The 21,882-nt window shown below is 43.8% G+C and carries 16 protein-coding genes and 2 pseudogenes; 3 read left to right on the top strand and 15 right to left on the bottom strand.

Annotation, left to right across the window (positions count from 1 at the left end; translation table 11 throughout):
* Position 1: 1 nt before the first annotated feature.
* The 12 genes and pseudogenes from VZF35_RS24910 to VZF35_RS24855 form a co-directional block, all read right to left on the bottom strand.
* On the bottom strand, positions 2-1,249 hold the full coding sequence (locus tag VZF35_RS24910; protein ID WP_407309130.1) for an FAD-dependent oxidoreductase: 1,248 nt from the start codon (positions 1,247-1,249) through the stop codon (positions 2-4).
* A gap of 460 nt (positions 1,250-1,709) precedes the next feature.
* Positions 1,710-2,063 carry a YlbF family regulator gene (locus VZF35_RS24905; protein WP_407309144.1) on the bottom strand — a complete coding sequence of 118 codons (354 nt, stop codon included), beginning with the start codon at positions 2,061-2,063 and terminating at the stop codon, positions 1,710-1,712.
* Between the two features lie 245 nt (positions 2,064-2,308).
* Positions 2,309-4,201, bottom strand: coding sequence for an adenylyl-sulfate reductase subunit alpha (aprA, locus tag VZF35_RS24900; RefSeq protein ID WP_407309142.1), 1,893 nt, complete (start codon positions 4,199-4,201; stop codon positions 2,309-2,311).
* Positions 4,202-4,240: 39 nt separating this feature from the next.
* Positions 4,241-4,681 carry an adenylyl-sulfate reductase subunit beta gene (aprB, locus tag VZF35_RS24895; protein ID WP_407309140.1) on the bottom strand — a complete coding sequence of 147 codons (441 nt, stop codon included), beginning with the start codon at positions 4,679-4,681 and terminating at the stop codon, positions 4,241-4,243.
* 71 nt (positions 4,682-4,752) lie between these two features.
* Positions 4,753-6,792, bottom strand: coding sequence for a heterodisulfide reductase-related iron-sulfur binding cluster (locus tag VZF35_RS24890; protein ID WP_407309138.1), 2,040 nt, complete (start codon positions 6,790-6,792; stop codon positions 4,753-4,755).
* A gap of 101 nt (positions 6,793-6,893) precedes the next feature.
* Entirely contained in the window at positions 6,894-7,883 is a 990-nt protein-coding gene (locus VZF35_RS24885; RefSeq protein WP_407309136.1) for an electron transfer flavoprotein subunit alpha/FixB family protein, read from the bottom strand.
* Positions 7,884-7,897: 14 nt separating this feature from the next.
* Positions 7,898-8,671, bottom strand: coding sequence for an electron transfer flavoprotein subunit beta/FixA family protein (locus VZF35_RS24880; protein ID WP_407309134.1), 774 nt, complete (start codon positions 8,669-8,671; stop codon positions 7,898-7,900).
* 100 nt (positions 8,672-8,771) lie between these two features.
* Positions 8,772-9,941 (bottom strand): (Fe-S)-binding protein, encoded by a 1,170-nt coding sequence (locus VZF35_RS24875; protein WP_407309132.1) that lies wholly within the window; start codon positions 9,939-9,941, stop codon positions 8,772-8,774.
* 27 nt (positions 9,942-9,968) lie between these two features.
* Positions 9,969-12,190 (bottom strand): annotated as a pseudogene (locus VZF35_RS24870) (hydrogenase iron-sulfur subunit).
* Positions 12,191-12,194: 4 nt separating this feature from the next.
* On the bottom strand, positions 12,195-13,442 hold the full coding sequence (locus VZF35_RS24865; RefSeq protein WP_407309130.1) for an FAD-dependent oxidoreductase: 1,248 nt from the start codon (positions 13,440-13,442) through the stop codon (positions 12,195-12,197).
* Positions 13,443-14,122: 680 nt separating this feature from the next.
* Positions 14,123-15,007, bottom strand: coding sequence for an NAD(P)-dependent oxidoreductase (locus VZF35_RS24860; protein ID WP_407309128.1), 885 nt, complete (start codon positions 15,005-15,007; stop codon positions 14,123-14,125).
* A 69-nt stretch (positions 15,008-15,076) separates the two neighbouring features.
* On the bottom strand, positions 15,077-15,460 hold the full coding sequence (locus tag VZF35_RS24855; protein ID WP_407309126.1) for a desulfoferrodoxin: 384 nt from the start codon (positions 15,458-15,460) through the stop codon (positions 15,077-15,079).
* 417 nt (positions 15,461-15,877) lie between these two features.
* On the opposite strand from VZF35_RS24855, the gene VZF35_RS24850 reads away from it, so the two are divergent.
* The 3 genes and pseudogenes from VZF35_RS24850 (at position 15,878) to VZF35_RS24840 (ending at position 19,124) form a co-directional block, all read left to right on the top strand.
* The gene (locus VZF35_RS24850) at positions 15,878-16,999 is read left to right on the top strand and encodes a 2-hydroxyacyl-CoA dehydratase subunit D (protein WP_407309124.1); all 1,122 of its coding nucleotides are present in this window, start codon (positions 15,878-15,880) and stop codon (positions 16,997-16,999) included.
* A gap of 31 nt (positions 17,000-17,030) precedes the next feature.
* Entirely contained in the window at positions 17,031-18,305 is a 1,275-nt protein-coding gene (locus VZF35_RS24845; RefSeq protein ID WP_407309122.1) for a 2-hydroxyacyl-CoA dehydratase subunit D, read from the top strand.
* A 26-nt stretch (positions 18,306-18,331) separates the two neighbouring features.
* A pseudogene (locus tag VZF35_RS24840) lies at positions 18,332-19,124 on the top strand (acyl-CoA dehydratase activase).
* Here VZF35_RS24840 and VZF35_RS24835 read toward each other — a convergent pair.
* Genes VZF35_RS24835 through VZF35_RS24825 form a run of 3 tightly spaced genes read right to left on the bottom strand, consistent with a single transcriptional unit; the run spans position 19,089 to position 21,881 of the window.
* On the bottom strand, positions 19,089-20,495 hold the full coding sequence (locus VZF35_RS24835) for a HEAT repeat domain-containing protein (protein ID WP_407309120.1): 1,407 nt from the start codon (positions 20,493-20,495) through the stop codon (positions 19,089-19,091). The pseudogene VZF35_RS24840 and the gene VZF35_RS24835 overlap by 36 nt on opposite strands.
* The gene (locus VZF35_RS24830) at positions 20,483-21,076 is read right to left on the bottom strand and encodes a 2-oxoacid:acceptor oxidoreductase family protein (RefSeq protein ID WP_407309118.1); all 594 of its coding nucleotides are present in this window, start codon (positions 21,074-21,076) and stop codon (positions 20,483-20,485) included. Before VZF35_RS24830 ends, VZF35_RS24835 begins: the two co-directional genes overlap by 13 nt.
* Positions 21,069-21,881 (bottom strand): 2-oxoacid:ferredoxin oxidoreductase subunit beta, encoded by an 813-nt coding sequence (locus tag VZF35_RS24825; RefSeq protein ID WP_407309116.1) that lies wholly within the window; start codon positions 21,879-21,881, stop codon positions 21,069-21,071. Before VZF35_RS24825 ends, VZF35_RS24830 begins: the two co-directional genes overlap by 8 nt.
* Position 21,882 lies beyond the last annotated feature (1 nt).

The following is a 21,882-nucleotide window of genomic DNA, read 5'->3' as shown; positions in this document are numbered from 1 at the left end:
GCTACCTCCTCACCGTAGATTGTAGGGCTTTTAGTGCTGCAGCTGTAGCATCTTTTGCCGATGAGGCTACATCCAATGGCTTCTTCACGCTTCCAGCGCCATAGATCCCAGGTCGTTCTGATTCAGAAGCAATAAATCCGTCCTCATCATACGCTAGCTCAACCGGTACTTTTGATCCGACGGTGGAGGGTACCATGCCTGTCGCCAAGACCACCATGTCCACTCGTTCCTTCATGATTTCTCCGGTTGCTTGGTTCTCAACTTGTACGATCAAATCCTTCGTCTCGGCATCCTCGGTGATCTCTCCCACCTTGCCTTTGATCAGGTTAATGTCGTTTTGTACCTTTGTATAAAAGTCTTCATATTTCCCCATCGCCCGAACATCAATATAGAACATCGATACCTTGGCATCCGGAGTTTGTTTTAAGACGTAGGTAGCTTGTTTCAGGGATGCCATACAGCAGACACCCGAACAGTAGGACAAATGATTCTCGTCGCGGGACCCAGCACATTGAACAAACGCGATCGTCTTAACTTCTTTGCCATCCGACGGACGGACGATCTTCCCTGCTGTGGGTCCATTATGGGCAGCCATTCGCTCCATCATGACATTCGTGATGACATTTTGATGCCGTCCAAACCCGTAGTAGGATATCTTTGCAGCATCATAAGGTTCCCAGCCTGTGGCCCAGACAACCGAGCCAACGTTGAGTTTAAAGCTTTTGGGTTCCATGTCCAGCTCAATGGCTCCATAATCACAGACGCTGACACATTTTCCACATTCTGCTCCGGGACATGCCTCTCCATCGATGAGGTACTTCATCGGAAACGCAAAAGCGTGGGCCTTGTAAATGGCTTTGGTTTTATCCATACCGTAATTAAATTCGTTTGCTCTCTCTACGGGACAAACCTCTGTGCACTTCCCGCATGCTGTACAATTCTGGTTGACAAAACGCGGCTTGGCTTTCACCGTGACCGTAAAATCCCCTTCTTCTCCCTCAATCGATTCGACTTCAGCCAGGGTGAAGAACTTGATGCGGGGATTCTGCTTTATTCTGCGAAAGTTAATCTCTAACCCGCAGTTCGGGGGGCATAACTTCGGAAAATACTGATTCATCTGGGCTACTCGTCCACCTAAATAGGCGTTCTCTTCGACCAGATAAACCTCACTTCCTGCTTCGGAAGCTTCCACTGCGGCGGTAAGACCGCTGATTCCCCCTCCAACCACCAGAATACTCTTATAAGCCATCCTTTTACCTCTTTTCTTCATTTTAAAAGCAAGACTTAATTTTTAATCGTAACAAATTACACAAAGTATGTTAAAAAAAATTCACTTAATTAATTTTCTCACAAATTAGATTAGCACTGAAGTCATAATACGTCAATATGACTACAATTAATATCTTATATACCCAAGCAACTACTGCTTGGCAATTAAGTTGTCATATCCAACTTTAGGCAACCAAGATAGTGCGTTAGCTTTCTTATAACCTTATTAAAAGTCTCCGATAATAAACTTTTTTGCACAAATAATTAACTTTCTTAAGAGTTGTTTCATCTTTTAAGAAAGCTTGTCGCCAGTTTAAGGAAGACAACTTAATTCAGCATGAAATCAGATAAGCATATTACGTATAAAAATGAAATCATAGCCATAACAATAATGTATTAAGGACAGGAATACAGAAAACTATGAATAGTTAGAAATTTGTTTATTCTTCGCCACTTTTGATGCCTTCCCTAATTTTTCCGGAAATTCTTTCCATTAATTCCTGAAAATTATTGTTAGCATTATTTGAATTGAAAACTTGCGAATTAGTTAAACAAGTATTTTCGAATTCTTTCATTTTTTCTTCATCATCTTTAGTTATTCCAGTTCCGGACATCTTTTTTAGATAATGGGACTGTTTCATTTTTTGTAAGTCTTCTACTAATTTTCGTGCTTGAGGGTTATTGAGAAGGTTATACTCAGCCTTCTTAAATTCTTGATACACGGAAGTTTTCCCAATTAGCTTACCTAATTCAGCACATTTTTGCATAATCTCTTCAAATTGTTGTTGATCCATTAGTAAGTCCTCCTTAGTTCGATTCGAGTAGTTTTAAATAATTTGAGAAAATTTAGTATGATGATAGCAAAGGCACGAATCTGAGCTAAACATCGTAAACATGCTCCAAATTGTATTCTAAGCATGTTTACGATATTTAAATCTAGGGATGAGTACATTTTCTGGCTTAAGAAAATTGTACCCATCCCTTCTCTGGACTAGTCAGACCCATTGTAACATGTTAATCTCGTTTCTAGAAATATTTCTTAGAATTTAACATCAAACATATCGATGACTGGGCGTTTGAAGACAGACCATTCGTTGGTTTCAGGATCCCACTTCATGTTAACAAAACAATGCCAGTTTTCTTCGTCAAGAGCTGGTATGTCTGTTCTGATATAGTATCCAGGCCAACGGGTTTCTTCACGGAAGCTTACGGCACGAAGATGCGATTCAGCTTGCCACATTCTGTGTTTGTTTTCCCAAACTCTTAACAGTTCATAAATGTCCTTAGCAGCCAGTTTCTCGGAGTCTTCTTTGAGGAATACGAAGAGTTCTGAGGCTCTTTCTAAGGAGGCTTTGTTCATGCAGAAATAAACGTTTGCTCCACCGACATACTCATCCATCAGCTTTTGTAAACGGAACATAAATTGTTTAGGAAGAATATAGTTCGGGTTTACAGTTGGATCGGTACTGAAGTCTTTATATTGTTCGTAGACTTCCAGTGGTTTGTAAGTCATAGCTTTCATTTCTTCAATAACTTTCGCATCCACTTCGAGCAGCGTATTGTTCTCTATGATATATTTACAAGCCGATTTAGCCGCAATACGTCCTTCAGCATGGGTTCCTGAGGAGAATTTGTGTGGGCAGTTTCCTGAAGCGTCTCCAGCAGCAAAGAGAGCAGGAACGGTTGTCATGCTGGCATAACCCCAGAAGTAGTCTGTTCCGGCAGAGAGGTCTTCTGGACCAGAGATCCAAGCGCCTGATGAACCAGAGTGCGAGCTGATGAAGTATGGCTCTGCTGCAGCAATTTCGGAAGATCTTTCTTCTGGTTGTACGTTGGTTGCGGCCCAAAGTAAGGCTTGTGCAATTGTCATATCCAGGAAGTCTTCCCAAGCTTCATTCTCCAATGATTTCATTTTCTTTTTGAAGGCTTTGTCGTCTCCTTCATACGCTTTTGCCAGATTGGCGATCGCTTCCTCTGTGCGCATGAAGAGAGGTCCTTTGCCCTCTTGTACATCTAACAAACCGAGATGGTTACGGAGGTTTGCAGGAATCGGTTTAATGGAACCGTATACGCCCCAGTTTTTCAACTCATCGGCGCGGGTTTCCATGTAGTTCTCGCCCAAAGCATTGGTTGCACGGGATTTGAAGAGTAAGAACCAAGCTCCAACCGGACCATAAGCATCTTTGAACCGAATCGGTACAAAGCGTACTTCTTGGCTGCTCATCTCTGCTCCGGCCTTCATGGTGAAGTAAGCAGAAGATCCTGTGGAGAATGGAGGATACCAAGAACGTCCGGCACCTTCACCTGTGGATTTAGGTTTGAAGACTCCAACCGTTCCACCCATGGCACACAGTGTTGCTTTTGCTTTGAAAACATAGAATTTGTTTTCACGGACACTGAAACCAACAGCTCCTACGCATTTGCCGTCTTTTAAGAGTGGCTCGGTGATGAAAACTCTCTCATAAATGTTTTCTTCACCTAAAGCAGTCTTAGCTGCTTCAGCAACGATGACTTTATAGGATTCACCGCTGATCATTAGTTGCCATTTACCTTCGTGAACATAGTTGCCTTCTTCGTCTTTCCATAATGGAAGGCCCCATTTTTCAAACATATGCACGGAGCTGTCTACGTGACGGGCAATGTTGGCGACTAAGTCGTCACGGGAAATTCCCATCATATCCCCTTTAACGTAGCGGACATAATCTTGAACCGTGGCTCGGCCTTCAGCAAGACCAACATACAGGTTGATCGCGGACAAGCCCATTCCGACTGCCCCAGAACGTGGCATGGATGCTTTATCAACTAAGGTTACTTTAAGTCCGTGTTTTTTGGCCCAGTGAGCTGCTTCTACAGCTGCGCCACAGGCTCCCATTCCGCCTCCGATGATCAGAAGGTCGGTTGTTACTTCTACTGTTTCAAAGTTCATTGGCATTGATTTTAACCTCCCTATTTTATTCCTTATTGCAAGTACTTATTTCTTATAAGTCCAGATTGGCATTTTCATGGATGAAGGCTCGGTGAAGAGTTCGATGCTGTTGATATCGGTATTTTCTTCAACATAACCGCCATCGGGAACAGCGGAGCCTTCTTCAGTTGTACGGATGGGGAACTTGAAGCGTTTGGTCATGCCATTACGGAATTTAACCGTCCACATGATGCTGTCAGAACCACGGAGAGGTACACAAGAAGCTCCGAGTGGAACGAAGTCAGCATAACCACGAAGGTCCATTGCTTGTTGCGGGCAAGCTTTTACGCAGCAGAGGCATTCCCAACATTGGCTAGGATCAAGGTTTACAGCTTTCATTCTTTCTTTGTCTAACAACATCAGGTCATTTGGGCACGCATACATGCAAGCTGTTTTATCTTGCCCTTTGCATCCGTCACACTTTTCTGCAATTACAAAACTTGGCATTTGTTTAACCTCCATCATTCTTATTATTATAATAAATAAACAGAATAAATAAACAAGATCAACTTTATAAACTATATTGTCTTTTCCAAAATTTCTGAAATATCAAAAGCTTTTAAGGCCTCTCCTACTTCACGTGTCGCTATTCCATCGACAATCATGGTTAAACAGAATGGGCATGCAGTACCGACATAATCAGTTTTAGCAGCGATTGCTTCATCGGTTCGCATTACGTTAATGCGTTCACCTTCATGTTCTTCAAGCCACATACGTCCGCCACCAGCTCCGCAGCAAAAGCTCTTTTCACCGGTATGAACCATTTCCTTAATAGTTAAACCAACGGCTTTAAGCAATTCGCGCGGCTGATCATAAATCTGATTATAACGTCCTAAATAACATGAGTCGTGGTAGGTAACCGATTTGCCTGCAACGTTATTCAATTTGAGTTTTCCTGATTTTACTAGATCCAACAAGAAGACGGCGTGGTGAATAACTTCGAAATCTCCGCCCAGTTGAGGATACTCATTCTTAAGGATATTGAAGCAGTGCGGGCACTGGGTAATGATCTTTTTGACTCCATACCCCTTCATGACTTCAATGTTTTCAGAGGCTAAAGTATAGAACAGATATTCATTCCCAAGTTTACGAGCTGAATCTCCGCAGCATTTCTCTTCGTTGCCTAAGATTGCAAAATGAACACCAGCTGTTTGCATCAACTTCACTAACGCAGCCGATACTTTTTGGTTACGTGCATCAAAGGCGCCTGAACAACCAGGCCAGTACAAATATTCTGAATTCGGGTCTTCTTCGAAGGTCTTAACGCCTAATCCCGTCAAGAAATCAGCACGAGTGGTCCAACCAATCCCCCAAGGATTGCCGTTATTCTCCATATTTCTAAAAGCTAATTGAGCTTCAGCTGGGAATCGAGTTTCCATGAGAACTAAGTTCCGACGCATGTCAATGGTCTTATCGACATGTTCAACAAAGACCGGGCATTGCTGTTCGCAAGAGCGACAAGTTGTGCATGACCATAAGTCTTCTTCTGGAATCACTTCCCCAATAAGAGATCGTCCTGTCAGTTCTTCGGACTCCTCTGCGGCAGCGCTTTCCATGTCAGCACTTTGACTACTAACAGCCAATTTTTGTGAAGCTTTAAGGGCCGCACCCGTTTCCTCCATTAGAACACGCATATCTTGAATGATTCTTTTGGGGCTCAAATGCTTTCCGCTTAAGTATGCTGGACAGTTATCCTGACAACGTCCGCAACGTAAGCAAGCATCCGTGTTAAAAAGAGTTTTCCAAGAAAACTCACGTAGTTGACTTTTCCCAAATGTTTCAATACTTTCATCTTCAAAATCAATGGGTTCAGGAATTCCAACAGGTCCTCGATGACGAAAGAACATATTTAAAGGACCAAGTATTACATGGAATAACTTCGAATAGGGGAAATATCCGATGAAAGTCATCGCTAAAAAGAGATGAAACCACCAAAGAAATCTGTGCAATGACAATAATTGTGCTTCATTGAGAGATGCCTTGAGTGGAATAGATATCCATTGTCCAATGAATCCCCATCCGGCCCATGGATCAGGTGTTGCAGCAATACGAACTCCTTCAATAACAAAACCTGTCAACAGAATTACAAATATTAATGCTAGTGTGATTGCATCATCGTTTTTGTTGTCCAATCGATCAGGTCTTTGTATATAGCGACGATAAGCTGCCACTAGAATGCCAACGATAGCAGCTAAACCAAATAAGTTAGCAGTTAACTTGATAAATAGATAAAGCCAGCCATGAAAAATATGTAGTCCAAAATCAGCTTGAAGTGTAATCATAGCTGTTGCGAATGCTAAAAATACAAATCCCCAAAAAATACAAAAATGCATTAAGCCTGGATAAGAATCTTTTAGGATTCGTTTGTGACCAAATCCATATACTAGAATATCTTTTATGCCTTGCCATACGTCTTTCCAGCGATTCTCAGGTTGTCCTAATTTCCAAAGTGACAATCGTTTGTACACTCCGTAACCGAAGAAAATAAGTGCAATGATGAAGAATAAATAAAGCCAATGCTCTCCTTCAATGTTCCAATACACTTGACGTGTGGCCATTCTCATCTCTCCTTGTTCATTTAGCGAAGCACCTTTTAAAGGCGCTTCGCTAAACTAAATTTATTCAGTTTTCAAATAACATCCTCTTAGGGGGAAGGTTATTATCCGTTGACAATTTTCTTGAATTCTTCAGTCAGAACAGGAACGACTTCGAAAAGATCTCCAACGATTCCATAGTCTGCAACGTTAAAGATATTTGCTTCAGGATCTTTGTTAATTGCAACAATGAATTTGGAAGAGCCCATACCTGCAAGGTGTTGAATAGCTCCAGAAATACCGCAGGCAATGTAAAGGGTAGGAGCAACTGTTTTTCCGGTTTGTCCGACCTGGAACTTCTGCTCTCTCCAGCCTGAATCAACTGCCGCACGTGATGCACCTACAGCTGCACCAATGACGTCAGCTAATTCTTCTAAGATCGCATAATTCTCAGGACCTTTCATCCCGCGCCCGCCAGAAACAATGATGTTAGCCTCAGTTAGTTCAGGGCGTTTAGATGCCGCAATAGCTACTTCTTTAAGAATGGCCCGTAAGTCTGCGCTGTCGATTTCGGCAGTTTCCTTAACAACGTCAGCCTTGCGGGAATCATCAGCTACAGGTAAAGTAAATGTGTTAGGACGAATTGTTGCTAAGATGGGGCGGACGTTTGAATTAAGATATTCAAATGCCTTACCAGCATAAATAGGACGCTTAAAGGTCATGAAGCTGGCGGAATTAAGTTCAATACCCGTGCAGTCGGAGGCAAGACCAACGCCTAAACGTTGAGCTAAACGAGGAGCAAGGTCCTTTCCTACGGCGGTATTTCCCATGAGAACTGCTTGAGGCTCTTCTTTGCTAATTAGTTTGTTTAATACTGAAGTATAGGCTCCAGTCGTATATTCAGCCAGTTTCGCATCTTCAATGAGAATAACTTTGTCTGCTCCATTAGCAGCTAGAGTTTGCGCGAGTCCTTCAATTCCTTGACCAAGTACGACAGCTACCAAAGGCTCGCCGGTTTCATCGGCCATTTTCCGTCCTTGTCCAAGAAGTTCTAATGAAACTTTACGAATTTGTAGGTCGCGTTGTTCAACTACAACCCATATACCTTTTGCCATGTTTATTCCTCCTTCTACAGAACTTTAGCTTCTTCGTGCAATAATCGTGCTAATTCTTTAGCGGCTTGAGCAGCTTCTCCAGGAATTTTTTGTCCTGCTTGGCGTGCATTAGGTAAGGTGAATTTCTCAACACTCATTTTAGCGGCTAAATCACCGGCAGATAATCCAAGATCAGCAACTGACATTGTTTTTAAAGGTTTCTTTTTAGCCTTCATGATTCCAGCTACGGATGGATAACGGGGTTCATTGAGACCTTTTTGAGCGGTAACTACAACTGGCAAAGCAACTTCGATGACTTCTGTTCCACCATCAATTTCACGGGTTGCAGTGGCTTGAGTTCCAGCAACATCAAGTTTAAGAATGCTGCTGATCGAAGGAATATTTAAGGCTTCTCCTAAACGTACTGCAATTTGACTGGCACCATCATCAATGGCAATACGACCAGTTAAGATAATGTCATATGGAAGTTGAGCTACTGCTTTAGCGAGAATTTCAGCATTGGCCCATTCATCGGTACTTCCTAAGATAGGATCGTTTACAACTACCCCTTTGTCCGCTCCCATGGCTAAAGCTGTGCGAACAGCTTCTTGAGCACGAGGGCCACCCATAGTGACTACTGTAACTTCGCCACCTAATTTCTCCTTCAGACGGATTCCCTCTTCAATAGCGTACTCATCGTAAGGATTAATAATTAGGTTGACCCCATTGGGATCGATTTTGCCATTACCATCAAGAACAATTTTAGCCTCGGTATCAAATGTTTGTTTGATGCAAACGATGATGTTCATGCTTTCTCCTCCTAACTTTCCTATTTTGTCAAAGGCTCATTTAAAATTATATTATTTGGACACCTCCCCTATGTGGGGAAATGGCATCACCATTAAAGTATTAAGGCTTGCTAGCGGAACAAAGGAGTTCAGACATTTCCATGACTTCCAGGACATCTTTCTTTTCCAAACCAGCACAGGCATCGTCCAGCATCAAAATGCAGTAAGGACATGCCGTGACCAGAATATCGGCTTGTTTCTCTACGGCATCCGTAATCCGGAACTCGCCAAACCGCTGCCCCATCGGGACTTCAGCCCAGACTCGTCCGCCGCCGCCGGCGCAGCATAGGCTCTTACTCTTATTGCGTTCCAGTTCTACCAGCTCTACACCCGGGATCGCTTGGATCAGCTCCCGTGGAGCATCGTATACTTCATTATGTCTTCCTAAATAACAGGGATCGTGGAATGTGACTTTCTTCCCCAATTCCTCTTTAAAGGTCAGCTTCCCTTCCTTTAACAGCTCGCTTAGAACTTCGGAATAATGCATCACTTCATACTCTCCGCCGTATTCCGGATAATCCTTCTTAAAGGCGTACAAGCAGTGCGGGGATGTCGTAATAATCTTTTTGACACCTTTGCTGTTAAACAGCTTAATGTTGGATTCGGCTAGTTTTTGGAACAGTTCTTCGTCTCCGAGTTTCCGGACAGTCTCTCCACAGCAATTCTCTTCTGCGGTCAACACTCCAAAGTTTACCCCCGCCTGTTTTAAGAGGGTTACGATACTTTTGGCAATCTTCTTGCTTCGGGTATCATAACAAGACGTACAACAGACATACAGCAAATATTCCGTGTCTTCCGTGAAGGCCGGAATATCCAGTCCTTCTTGCCACTCGGCGCGTTTCTCTTGTTCTCCCGACCAAGGATTTCCATTGGCATGGATGCTTCCCGCAATCGGGCGCAGATGCGCGGGTAAAAACCCTGCGCCTACGGTGGTGTTCCTCATCGAGCGCACATTGTTGATGATCTCTACTTTTCGTGGGCAATTGACCTGACACATGCCGCAGGTCGCACAGGCAAACAGCACTTCTTCTTCTTCGAAGCCTTCTAATCCCAGCTGACCCAGGCGCTGCATCTTCCGAATGTTAAATGCTTCGCTGACTTCTCCGGGGACTAAACGCCAAGGACAAAGGTTGGTACAGAGTCCGCACTGCATACACCAGCTGAGCGTCTCCGCCCCTGAAGAAACAATATAATCTTTCATCTCCAGAGATACACTTTTTATTTCTTCCATACTAATGCTCCTTTGCTATTCAAGGACTTAGAACCCTTTATAGGGGTTTGGACCCAGTTCTTCTAGTCTCTCGGCAAAGCCGTCCAAAATTCCCGGTATTTGATCGTAGTCCATAATGGATATTTGATCCATCCGTACACGTTCCGACTCCAGCGACAAGCGGTCTAAGGTTTCTGCCACTTTGGAGAGTCGGGTTTCCGCTAATTCGCTCCCTTTGATGAAGTGGCATTGATAGTCGTCGCCATGCTTACATCCCAGGAGTAATATGCCATCAATTCCTTTGGATAACGTATCCGCGATCCACACCAGGCTCATGGAACCTAAGCACCTTACGGGAATGACCCGTACCCAAGCGTTGTAATTCAGTCGATTTATGCCTGCCATATCTAAGGCCGGTATGGCATCGTTTTCACAGGCAAAGACAACAATTCTTGGCTTTTCTTCATCCTCTTCCGGTACTTCGATCGCTTTAATCATGTTCCCGATCATCGGTACGGAGTAGTTTTTGAAGGAGATGATCCGTTCTGGGCAGGCCCCCATACAAATCCCGCACCGTCGGCAACGGGTTGGATTCGGCAGTGGGTTGAATTTATCGTCTTCGTTGATCGCTCCGAAAGGACATTCTACCGTACAACGCTTACATTGGGTGCAGCGCTGCATAGCAAAACTCGGGAAGGAAAGATCCCCACCCTAGGATGTACCGCTGAACCGAGTTCGCTCAGTTCGATACATTGGATGGCTTTCATGGCTGCCCCTGTAGCATCTTCAATGCTCGAGAGAGCATCCATCGGCGCCCTGACGCTTCCTGCCGCATAAATCCCGGTTCGACGTGTTTCATACGGGAAGCAGATAAAATGCGAATCAGAAAATCCATATTTTAACGTGGGCATCTCAGGGCCTTGTCGATAGGCCAGGTTCAAAAGATTCGAGCGAATGATGGTGTCGCCTTGAGGCTTTTCTTCTTCTTTCGCTTCTTCGCCCTCTGCCTTGGCTACGAGGCTTTCTCCAATAGCTGTGGTTGGCACCATCCCTGTGGCCAGGACGACTAAGTCTACACCTTCTGTGCTGATGGTCGAGCCTGTCAGGACATCCGCTGCTTCGATCAGCAGGTTCTTCTCATCGTCTTCCGTGATGCCTGTGACTTCTCCGCGTACGAAAATGCCTCCGTCTCTCTGGACTCGTTTGTAGAGTTTTTCATATTGACCAGGGGTTCGAATGTCTTTATGGAAAATGTAGATCGCTGCTTCCGGGTTTTGTTCTTTCAGATACGTTGCTTGTTTTAGGGATTCTATACAACAGACGGAAGAGCAATATGCCAAGTGATTAGCATCCCGTGATCCGGAACATTGCAGGAAGGCGATGCTTTGAACTTCTTTGCCGTCTCCCGGGCGTACGATTTTACCGTTTTTGGCCAGTTCTTCAAAGGCCTGACCGGTAATTACGTTGGCATAGTTGCCATATCCAAGGTGTTCCAATTTCGAGGCATCATACGGTACTGCTCCTGTGGCTAAAACCACCGACCCAATCCGTTCGTTCACAACGCTGCCGTTTTGCTCGATGCTCACATCAAACATTCCTGGTGCACCAGCAATTTCTTTGATTTCAGCACTGGTGTAGATCGTAACGTCAGGGTTAGCTTCCAATTCTTGAATCCGGACCGCAATGTCCACTTCTTCCGGATCTGTATAAGGAGCTTTTAACGGCGCTTGTTTAAATAAGCTGTTCATCCAGCCGCCGAGCACCGGACTCTTCTCGACGAGGACGGTTTTATAACCTGCTTTGGCTCCTTCCAGAGCAGCCGTGATTCCTGTCAGTCCGCCACCGACCACGAGGATGGTCTTAACCATGTTTTCCCCATGGAACCCTTCCGGTACTTCGATATGCTTCGCTTTGGCCAGGCTCATCCGCAGACTGTCTTCAGCCATCATTTGGGTATCTTCATCTTCCGCCGGATGGCACCAGATGACTTGCTCCCGCAAATTGGCCCGTTCCGTGATGATCGAGGGCCCAAAGTCAAATACATCATAATTCACGCGAGAGGAACAACCGGCGATGACCACCGCGTTTACCTCTTCGTTCTCTATATCACGTTTAATTTGGGCTGCGCCTTCTTCTCCACAGAGAAAAGCATGTGTCTTACATACTGGAACCTTGCCTTCCTTGGTGGCAACCTTGGACAGCGCCGCTATGTCTAAGGCTTCTCCAATTCCACAGCCGGTACAGATATATACCCCTGTTTTTTTATCCATTGAGCTACCTCCTCACCGTAGATTGTAGGGCTTTTAGTGCTGCAGCTGTAGCATCTTTTGCCGATGAGGCTACATCCAATGGCTTCTTCACGCTTCCAGCGCCATAGATCCCAGGTCGTTCTGATTCAGAAGCAATAAATCCGTCCTCATCATACGCTAGCTCAACCGGTACTTTTGATCCGACGGTGGAGGGTACCATGCCTGTCGCCAAGACCACCATGTCCACTCGTTCCTTCATGATTTCTCCGGTTGCTTGGTTCTCAACTTGTACGATCAAATCCTTCGTCTCGGCATCCTCGGTGATCTCTCCCACCTTGCCTTTGATCAGGTTAATGTCGTTTTGTACCTTTGTATAAAAGTCTTCATATTTCCCCATCGCCCGAACATCAATATAGAACATCGATACCTTGGCATCCGGAGTTTGTTTTAAGACGTAGGTAGCTTGTTTCAGGGATGCCATACAGCAGACACCCGAACAGTAGGACAAATGATTCTCGTCGCGGGACCCAGCACATTGAACAAACGCGATCGTCTTAACTTCTTTGCCATCCGACGGACGGACGATCTTCCCTGCTGTGGGTCCATTATGGGCAGCCATTCGCTCCATCATGACATTCGTGATGACATTTTGATGCCGTCCAAACCCGTAGTAGGATATCTTTGCAGCATCATAAGGTTCCCAGCCTGTGGCCCAGACAACCGAGCCAACGTTGAGTTTAAAGCTTTTGGGTTCCATGTCCAGCTCAATGGCTCCATAATCACAGACGCTGACACATTTTCCACATTCTGCTCCGGGACATGCCTCTCCATCGATGAGGTACTTCATCGGAAACGCAAAAGCGTGGGCCTTGTAAATGGCTTTGGTTTTATCCATACCGTAATTAAATTCGTTTGCTCTCTCTACGGGACAAACCTCTGTGCACTTCCCGCATGCTGTACAATTCTGGTTGACAAAACGCGGCTTGGCTTTCACCGTGACCGTAAAATCCCCTTCTTCTCCCTCAATCGATTCGACTTCAGCCAGGGTGAAGAACTTGATGCGGGGATTCTGCTTTATTCTGCGAAAGTTAATCTCTAACCCGCAGTTCGGGGGGCATAACTTCGGAAAATACTGATTCATCTGGGCTACTCGTCCACCTAAATAGGCGTTCTCTTCGACCAGATAAACCTCACTTCCTGCTTCGGAAGCTTCCACTGCGGCGGTAAGACCGCTGATTCCCCCTCCAACCACCAGAATACTCTTATAAGCCATCCTTTTACCTCCCTTATATGCCAATAAACTCTCGACGAATGTCGAGCCAGTTGGCCAAGTTGCCCTGAACCAACCGTATAGCACTCCTCCAGCATGATTTATGGAGGATATTTGCTTTTAATGGCTAATATACTTCATACCAAGAAAATTATTGTAAATTTAAGACTATTGTAAACTTTAAAGTCTTTAAAATTAAAGGTTAATAATCACCACTATAATGAGGAATATGAATACTTTCACATATAGGATTAAAAAAAATAAGTAACACCAAAAAACTCTTTTGAAGTGCTCTTAAAGCGATAAACCTCAGTTATTTCAACGCTTAGACGGTTTGTTTTCATAATTAAGATTAGCACTGGGGTCACAATAAGTCAATATTACTATAATTAATATATTATATAGTGAATTAATTTTATGGATAATTCTATTGGAAATTCAAATAGCAAATCTTTTAAGAAAATGGGTATATATATTTACATGTCGATATGAATCGAATTCTCGAAATTTATGATTATACAATAGGATTTTTCCCCTTATATAAGCTTAGCTTATTCAGATATTTCCTGGATCAGGTAAACACGACGAAGGTTGCCATAATAATAACGAATTGTAGAATTAATAAAACCCTTATTAGCTATTAAAAACCACGGGGTAACTGAAAGTTAGCCCCGTGGTTCCGGTTAAATGGAAGTATAGAGTTTATAAAGGCTCTGGGTACCACTATTTTCTTCTCCTTCAGCGGCCAATTTATCATAGAGTGATTTCGCAAGTTCAAGGCCTGGAGTAAGTAAACCCATTTCTTTGGCAGAATCCAGAGCGATTGTCATATCTTTAATAAAATGTTTTACATAAAAGCCGGGGGCAAAATCATTAGCCAACATTCGTGGAGCCAAATTGCTTAATGACCAACTCCCAGCTGCACCTGATTCGATGCTTTTAAGGACGGTTTCAGGATTTAAGCCTGATTTTTGGGCATATGCGATCGCTTCACATACTCCTATCATATTGGAGGCAATTGCGATTTGATTGCACATTTTCGTATGTTGGCCTGCCCCAGCGCTCCCTTGATAAACAATGTTTTTCCCTAAGTAACTCAGGATAGGAACTAAGGCTTTAAAGACTTCCTCGTCCCCGCCAACCATAATTGCCAGACGAGCTTCTTTAGCCCCGACGTCTCCGCCAGAAACAGGAGCATCTATGGCATGCATATCTTTCGCGCGGGCTGCTTGATATATTTTCTTCGCTAACGATGGCGAGGAAGTTGTCATATCTATTAAATAGCTGCCGCTCTTGGCATGATTAATAATGCCTTGTTCTCCGAGATAGATCTCTTCGACATCTTTAGGATAGCCTACCATAGAGATAATAATATCGCTATTCTTAGCCAGATCCGCAACAGTTTCTTGCCAAACCGCCCCCATTTTAAGGAGTTCATCTGCTTTATCCTTAGTGCGGGTGTAAATATTCACTTGATAACCGGCCTTTAATAGATGACCAGCCATGCTTTTTCCCATAACCCCAGTTCCTACAAAACCAACGTTTGAATTTTTATCAGTCGCTAACAAGTTATTTTAAATCTCCTTTCATTAACCCTAAACCCTGCACTACATCTCTGACTTTGCGGGACCTTTCAATTACTTGCCCGCTTTCCAAAGCCCATGTATCGTACAGTACTCTCTAACTTCTACCACATCGTCAACATTAACCATGAAGAAAGCTTCTGGTGCTTGACCAGGTGATAATTCAGCTCTTAGGACCTGATTTTTTGTTAAAACTTCTATAAATCTAATAAAATGTTTTTCCTCCATTGGATGAACAACGCTGCCTACCTTAACTTTAATTCCACTGTCCACTACTTCATATACAGGAACATGTTTTTCTAAACTTGCATCTACAACACCTGCTTCAAGCTTGTTCATGGGTTTGCTACAGCAGACTAATGCAGGCGCCCCAGGATTAACTACCTCAACAACATTTCCGCAAACACTGCAGACATAAAGTTCTCTTAAATTGGTCATTCAATTATGCCTCCTTTTCTTTAAGCTTAACCTTCCATAGTATTCAATATTCTTCAGTGGACAAGAATTTCCTTCTTAGTTAATAAGATAACAACATTAGCTTAGTTGTTTATTGACTATTCTGGATTATATTATATTTTACTGAATATTTAAACTAATAACTGTTTCTTTATTCTAATTTTTATTATAATAAAATTACAAGCGTCTCTTTATGAGCGCTCGCTAGAACTGAATTGAACTGATAAGGAGGTAGGTCGATGGTCAATACGACAGCTGATATATTCTTTCCTTGGAGAGACTATTATGATTCTTGAGGTTGCCTTGATTATCACAGGTGGGTTTAAGGCTGAAATTCGTCCGGATCTCCCGATAACCGCGATTGGTAAAATCTAAATCTTTAAAGAGAGGAGCTCTTAAATGTCCAACAATGATAGACAAGAAGGAGCAACTGAAGCATTTGAACTTCTTCAAGAAGAAGCAGCTCTTAAAGGGGCCGCTCGAAGAAATCGCTACCCTCATCAAAGATTTTTCGGCTATTTTTGCTCCTATTTTCCAGAAGAGCTTCTACTGGCCGCAGATCTAGAGCCAATTCGCCTGCTGCCTGACAGCGGAAACTTAACCCCCGCCGAACTTCCGAGTTACTGCTGTTCTTTGGCCAGAGGGACACTCGATATGGAACTGAGCGGTCAATGGCAAGATCTTGTCGGAGTTGGTTTTACTCACACGTGTGACACAATGCAATGTCTCAGCGGAATTTGGGCTGGAGCCGGTCGTACAAAAACAGTCGATCTTGTCCCACCTGTCATGTTAAAGGCTCAAGGCGCCTCTCAATATTATCTCTCTGAACTTGAGTCTCTTATTGACCAACTGAAGACCTTAACTCATATAGAGATAACCAAAGCCAAGATACGCGCTGGCATAGATGTATGCAACCGAGCACGTGAATTAGCGTCCCAGCTTGATGCGCTCCGCCCACAACTACCCTCCCCTTTGGTTTCTGCTTTCCTCAGAGCCGGACAGCTAATGCCGCGTTCCGAATATATTAAAGCCCTGGGATCATGTTTTTCAATGATCCAAGATATGGTGGCTCCTCAAGGGCAAAGGGTAGGTATCCTGATTAGCGGAGCAGTCTTGGAAAATGATCGTCTCTTCGCTATGATCGAAGACTTGGGCGGCAGAGTTGTGGCTGATGATACTTGTACCGGGTATCGTCACTATTCCGGTCAAACGGTTTCAGGAATGGAAAATCCGCTGAAAGATATTGTGCAGCGTTATACGGAAATGCCCCCCTGCCCTTGTAAACACCGCGGCTTAGATGAACGGTACAATTATATAGAAGCTCTAGCCCAACAGAGAAAAGCTAAAGCCGCAATTCTTGTTATTCGTAAATTCTGTGAACCACACGCCTGGGATTCTGTATCTCTTTCGCATCAACTCCAAAATAGCGGTCTTCGCACCTTGGTTTTAGAACTAGAAGGGGCAGACGTTGGCGGACAAGAAAGAACAAGACTCCAAGCCTTCCTGGAAAGTTTGGCGTAAGATCTCGATTGTATAAAGGAGAACGCGAATTATGGATAAATTGTCAAAATCTAACATAAACACACAAGGCGCAGCATCGGAACGCCAAGCTAAACGACGAAATTACCGCCCCTTGGTCAGTAGTGCTGCTCTTAAAAAAACTATGGGCCGCTACTATGCTTTGACAAATTATCATCGCTACTGGGGCAAGCCTCTAAACCGTCCTTTGGCCTGGGTGACGAGCGGTGCACCTGTAGAACTGTTAAGGGCTTTTAAAATTCATCCAGCCTACCCCGAACAATATGCTGCCATCTACAGCACGCATAAAGCTACAGTCGCGTTATGCGAAGCCGCTGAAACAGAAGGGTATTCTTTGGACCTCTGTTCCTACGCTCGTTCAAATATCGGAGGAGTTCTGCGGCCGGATCTCGCTCCCTATGGAGGCATGCCTAAACCAGATCTTTTAGTTGCCTGCAACAATATTTGTGGGACTGTGCTCAAATGGTATGAAGTCTTGGCCCGCTATTTTGATGTTCCGCTCTTGGTCTTGGACACGCCGTTTCTCACTGGGGAATTAACCTCTCAAGCGAAAGAGTATGTGCTCAATCAATTGCATAACATGGTCTCAGAATTAGAGAAAATCACAGGTCGAAAATTCAAGGAAAAGGACTTAGCTCAGCAAATGCGTCTTAGCAGCGAAATCACCTCGCTTTGGAAAGAGACCCGGCAATTTTGTCAAGCTGTTCCCTCTCCGCTCAATGCTCCTGATCTTTTCATTCATATGGCGCCTATTGTCGTCCTACGAGGATCACAAAAAGGAATCGATTATTACCATCAGCTCAAGGAAGAAGTCAAAGATCGTGTCACAAAATCGCAAGGAGCCGTCGAAAATGAACGTATTCGCTTAGTATGGGACAATATCGCCATTTGGCCTCAAGTTTTTGCTTTCAACAAACTATTTTCAGAAAGAGGTGCCTGTTTTGTAACCGACACTTATAGTGGTGGCTGGGCTGTTGATCACGCCCCTGGAACCCCTATGGAAAGCTTAGCAGCTACTTATACTGAAGTTTTCCTCAACCGTTGTCCCGATTTTCGGGCCAATCAGTTAATTAACCTAATTAGAGAGTACAAGGCCAATGGTTTTGTAATGCACTCAAACCGTTCTTGTAAACCCTACTCTTTAGTTCAAAAAGTCATCCGTCGGAAAGTTATGCGTGAAACCGGAGTACCGGGGTTAATGATCGAAGCAGACATGGCTGATCCCAGAGCTTACGCTGCTGAGGCTGTTCGCAATCGAGTTCAGGCTTTTTTAGAAACATTTGATTAAGATGAGTTTATCTTAGGAGGAATGGAATGGAAAACTATTATTTAGGTGTTTGATATTGGTTCTCTCACTGTTAAAATTGTACTAATAAACCAGCATAAGGACATTTTAGGTGAAACTGTTGCCCGGGCAGGTTACAATGGGCGGGAGGTTGCCAACCGCTTAATTGAGCAGCTTCTTACTGAGATAAAGCTATCGCCCTCCGAAATATGTACGACGGTGGCCACAGGGTATGGCAGGGTCACCTTTCCATCAGATCGGGAGGTCTCTGAAATTACGTGTCAAGCTAAAGGGATTAGTTTTCTTTTTCCCTCGGCTCGTACGATCATTGATATCGGCGGTCAGGACAGTAAAGTCATTAAATTATTATCCAATGGTAAAGTCGCAGATTTTGCCATGAATGATAAATGCGCCGCAGGAACAGGGCGATTTCTTGAGGTCATGGCCTCTGCCTTGGAAGTTGAAATGTCAGGTATCGGAGATTTAGTGGAAGCCGCAAAGAACCCAACAAAAATTTCGTCCTTTTGCACGGTATTTGCTGAGTCTGAAGTCATTTCCCAAGTAGCATCGGGAACTTCAAAATCAGATATTTTAGCGGGAGTTTGTGACTCGGTTGCCAGCAGAGTGGCATCTATGATCAGGCGTACAGGCCTTGAACCGGACATTGTTTTTACGGGTGGAGTAGCCCATAATCATGGTGTCGTAAATTCCTTAGCCAAACAGTTGGGCTGTCCTCTGTTAGTGTTTAAAGAACCAAGTATCACTGCAGCACTTGGAGCTGCCTTATTAGCCTTTGAAATTAGTGCTCTCAATCTTTCGTAAGGCTGTCCGGGCGCGTTCTCGGACGTTGAGAGATTCACCATAATCTTCGGCAACTCTGCCCAATTCTTTGACAGCCGCTGCTGCTCCAATTTCCCCAAGTGCTTGAGCTGCCATTTCTTTCACACTAGCTACAGGGTCTTTAAGCAGTTGAATGAGGGAAAATGCCGCAGCTTTATTTCTGAGTTGCCCTAAGGCCTGACAAGCATTCGCTCGAATTAAACTGTCATTGTCACTCAAGCATTTCAGAAGGAGTTCATGAGCCTCTGGAATGTTGGCGAACCCTTTAATTAAATAAATATCAACCCGGCGGCTGATTTTTTTTAAAATACTCTTATGTAGCTCCAAGACCTGTTCCTGACTTAACTCATTTAAGGTCCAATCTAATAATCTAATTAAAACTTCCTCATTTTGATTTAGTAAAATTTCTTTAGCTCGCTCAAAATCCTGAACGATTAAAGCCCTTTTTAATTGTTCTCCTAACTTAGGCAGGAGAAAGTTGGCAATAGTTTGGGCACTCCTTTCACTGAGAGTTAATTTCCCTGCTTTATTTTTTTGAATATAGTGCATCGTTGTCAAGCCATCGATAACACAAGAAAATAGATTAACACGGTGCCCACCGGAAGACCCAAGAACAGATCCAAGAATCCCCGAAACCTCACCTAAAGACGAAATCAGGTCGTCTTCATCCAGGTGACCTTCATGGGTATGAATAATCTCCAAAAGAGTTACTAAATCAGACACTTGCAAAGGTAACCCCAAATCGATGATTACTTGCTCCAAAATTAAACGTTCTTTAAATAAAGGTTCGCCGGCCAGGGAAGTATGGAACTGGTAAAAGAAACTTAATTGCTCTTTGCCAAAGTCTCTTAGCTCAGAATCCTGGAGGCATTCTAGAAGGCTCACCCGGTGACTCAGGGTAAAGGCTTTTACCTTTTTGAATCTTAGTAGGAGCAAATCTAAATAATCTAAGGGATATCCCATTCTTTCGGCGATACTAGGCAGGGATTCATCGCAAATCCAAAGGCGAAAAACCCGTCGCCAGGGCTCCTTAGGATCGATAAGTTGTGGGCGCTTTATTATTTTTTGAGCAGGTGAAAGCAAATCCTTCGCCAAATCTGCAACTACAGCAGAAGGATTTGCAAATTGGTTTTTCAACTTCCATTGAAGAATTTCTCCAAATGTGACGTTCGTCAATAAATCTGCATTATTACAAAAACAATAGACAAGATCTGGAATTATTGTCTCATCAATATATTTTAAGGCCATGGGGCTTCTTGGTCCGCCCCATTCCTCTAACAAAACGACGGCAAGCTCGTCCTCTAATTTGGATAAATCAGTTTGGACCCACTCCTTTTGAATTAAATCCGACACTGCTGATCACCTTCAATTAGACCTTGCTTCGGGATAAGGATTGCCCCCTCTTCCAGACCAAGATTCCACCCGAGTTTCAAGGCTTTCAAATTTCTGTCTACCGTCCCTTTTGGAGCTCGTTGACGGACGGCTTCTTGGATATTTTCGAAAGGGACTACCCCGCTTAAAACAGTCACAGCTCCCAAAGCAACCATATTAGCACTTTGTTCCGAACCGAACTCATTCCGTGCTGTTCTTGTTATCGGGAGTGAGTAAAGATTTCTTAGGCGCGGTTTAACCTCTGGAACATAGGAATTATCTACGATCAGTACAGCCTCTTCATTAAGATTTAAACCGTACTTTTTGTAAGCTTCTTGACTGAGAGTCAAAGCAAAATCCGGCTTTTCCACTTTTGGATAATGAATAATTTCGTTGCCAATAATGACTTCGGCCCGACAGGCACCTCCCCTTGCCTCAGGGCCATAGCTCTGGCTCTGGGCAACATTTCTATCGGCCTTAATTCCGGCCTCAGCTAAGATAATCGCTGCCAAGATTAACCCTTGCCCCCCGGTCCCGGTTAAGAGGAATCTCTGTTTAGCCATTGATGCTCCCCTCCTTTAATTTTTGTCTCAGCTTCTCATATTCATGAGTATACTCCGGTCTCTGGTGCTTAAAAATCTCACCGATTTGAAAATCTTCATCGCTCACAATTTCTTGACCGATTTTTATGGCATGTTCTTTCTGCCAAAGCAGCATATCGACCGGTGTTTTAAAGCTGTTTCTCCGACCATAAGAAACTGGACACTGAGAAATTGCTTCAACAATAGAAAATCCTGGATTGTTATATGCATCAATGATTATTTTGGTTAGAAGTTGATTGTGGTAAGCAGTTGCTCTCCCTCCATAAGTTGCCCCCGCAGCCTTACATAGCTCCAATATTTGAAAAGGTCTTTCCAAATTTCCAAAAGGTGACGTAGTCCCCCTTTTATCATGAGGGGTTAAGGGCGAAGTCTGTCCACCTGTCATTCCATAAATGCTGTTATTTATTACTATGGCTGTCAGATCAATATTGCGCCTGGCAGCATGAATTAAATGATTGCCGCCAATAGCCGTCGAATCTCCATCTCCCATAATTACAAAGACATCTAACTCGGGGCGAGCAGCCTTAATTCCGGTAGCAAAAGGTAAAGCTCTCCCATGGGTCGTATGGATGGTGTTGAAATCCAAATACCCAGGCATTCTGGAAGAACAGCCAATTCCTGAGACGAAAATCACGTTATTCTGATCAAGCTGCAGTGTCTTAATAGCCCGAATGATGGCAGCTGTGATCGTTCCAATTCCACAACCAGGGCACCAAATGTGCGGTAATGTTTCAATGCGAAAATACTGGGCGATGTCGCTGAACATT

It is taken from the genome of Desulfosporosinus paludis, assembly GCF_045689965.1.
In the GTDB taxonomy this organism is placed as follows: domain Bacteria; phylum Bacillota; class Desulfitobacteriia; order Desulfitobacteriales; family Desulfitobacteriaceae; genus Desulfosporosinus; species Desulfosporosinus paludis.
Note: the sequence above shows the minus strand (reverse complement) of the source record. Positions and strands in the feature narration are given on the sequence as shown.

What these genes read in the sequence shown, in the direction of transcription:
- VZF35_RS24855 (WP_407309126.1), bottom strand. Translation starts at nt 15,460, where the DNA reads ATGACCAATTTAAGAGAACTTTATGTCTGCAGTGTTTGCGGAAATGTT.
- VZF35_RS24910 (WP_407309130.1), bottom strand. Translation starts at nt 1,249, where the DNA reads ATGGCTTATAAGAGTATTCTGGTGGTTGGAGGGGGAATCAGCGGTCTT.
- VZF35_RS24905 (WP_407309144.1), bottom strand. Translation starts at nt 2,063, where the DNA reads ATGGATCAACAACAATTTGAAGAGATTATGCAAAAATGTGCTGAATTA.
- VZF35_RS24885 (WP_407309136.1), bottom strand. Translation starts at nt 7,883, where the DNA reads ATGGCAAAAGGTATATGGGTTGTAGTTGAACAACGCGACCTACAAATT.
- VZF35_RS24825 (WP_407309116.1), bottom strand. Translation starts at nt 21,881, where the DNA reads ATGTTCAGCGACATCGCCCAGTATTTTCGCATTGAAACATTACCGCAC.
- VZF35_RS24865 (WP_407309130.1), bottom strand. Translation starts at nt 13,442, where the DNA reads ATGGCTTATAAGAGTATTCTGGTGGTTGGAGGGGGAATCAGCGGTCTT.
- VZF35_RS24830 (WP_407309118.1), bottom strand. Translation starts at nt 21,076, where the DNA reads ATGGCTAAACAGAGATTCCTCTTAACCGGGACCGGGGGGCAAGGGTTA.
- aprA (WP_407309142.1), bottom strand. Translation starts at nt 4,201, where the DNA reads ATGCCAATGAACTTTGAAACAGTAGAAGTAACAACCGACCTTCTGATC.
- VZF35_RS24845 (WP_407309122.1), top strand. Translation starts at nt 17,031, where the DNA reads ATGGATAAATTGTCAAAATCTAACATAAACACACAAGGCGCAGCATCG.
- aprB (WP_407309140.1), bottom strand. Translation starts at nt 4,681, where the DNA reads ATGCCAAGTTTTGTAATTGCAGAAAAGTGTGACGGATGCAAAGGGCAA.
- VZF35_RS24880 (WP_407309134.1), bottom strand. Translation starts at nt 8,671, where the DNA reads ATGAACATCATCGTTTGCATCAAACAAACATTTGATACCGAGGCTAAA.
- VZF35_RS24875 (WP_407309132.1), bottom strand. Translation starts at nt 9,941, where the DNA reads ATGGAAGAAATAAAAAGTGTATCTCTGGAGATGAAAGATTATATTGTT.
- VZF35_RS24890 (WP_407309138.1), bottom strand. Translation starts at nt 6,792, where the DNA reads ATGGCCACACGTCAAGTGTATTGGAACATTGAAGGAGAGCATTGGCTT.
- VZF35_RS24850 (WP_407309124.1), top strand. Translation starts at nt 15,878, where the DNA reads ATGTCCAACAATGATAGACAAGAAGGAGCAACTGAAGCATTTGAACTT.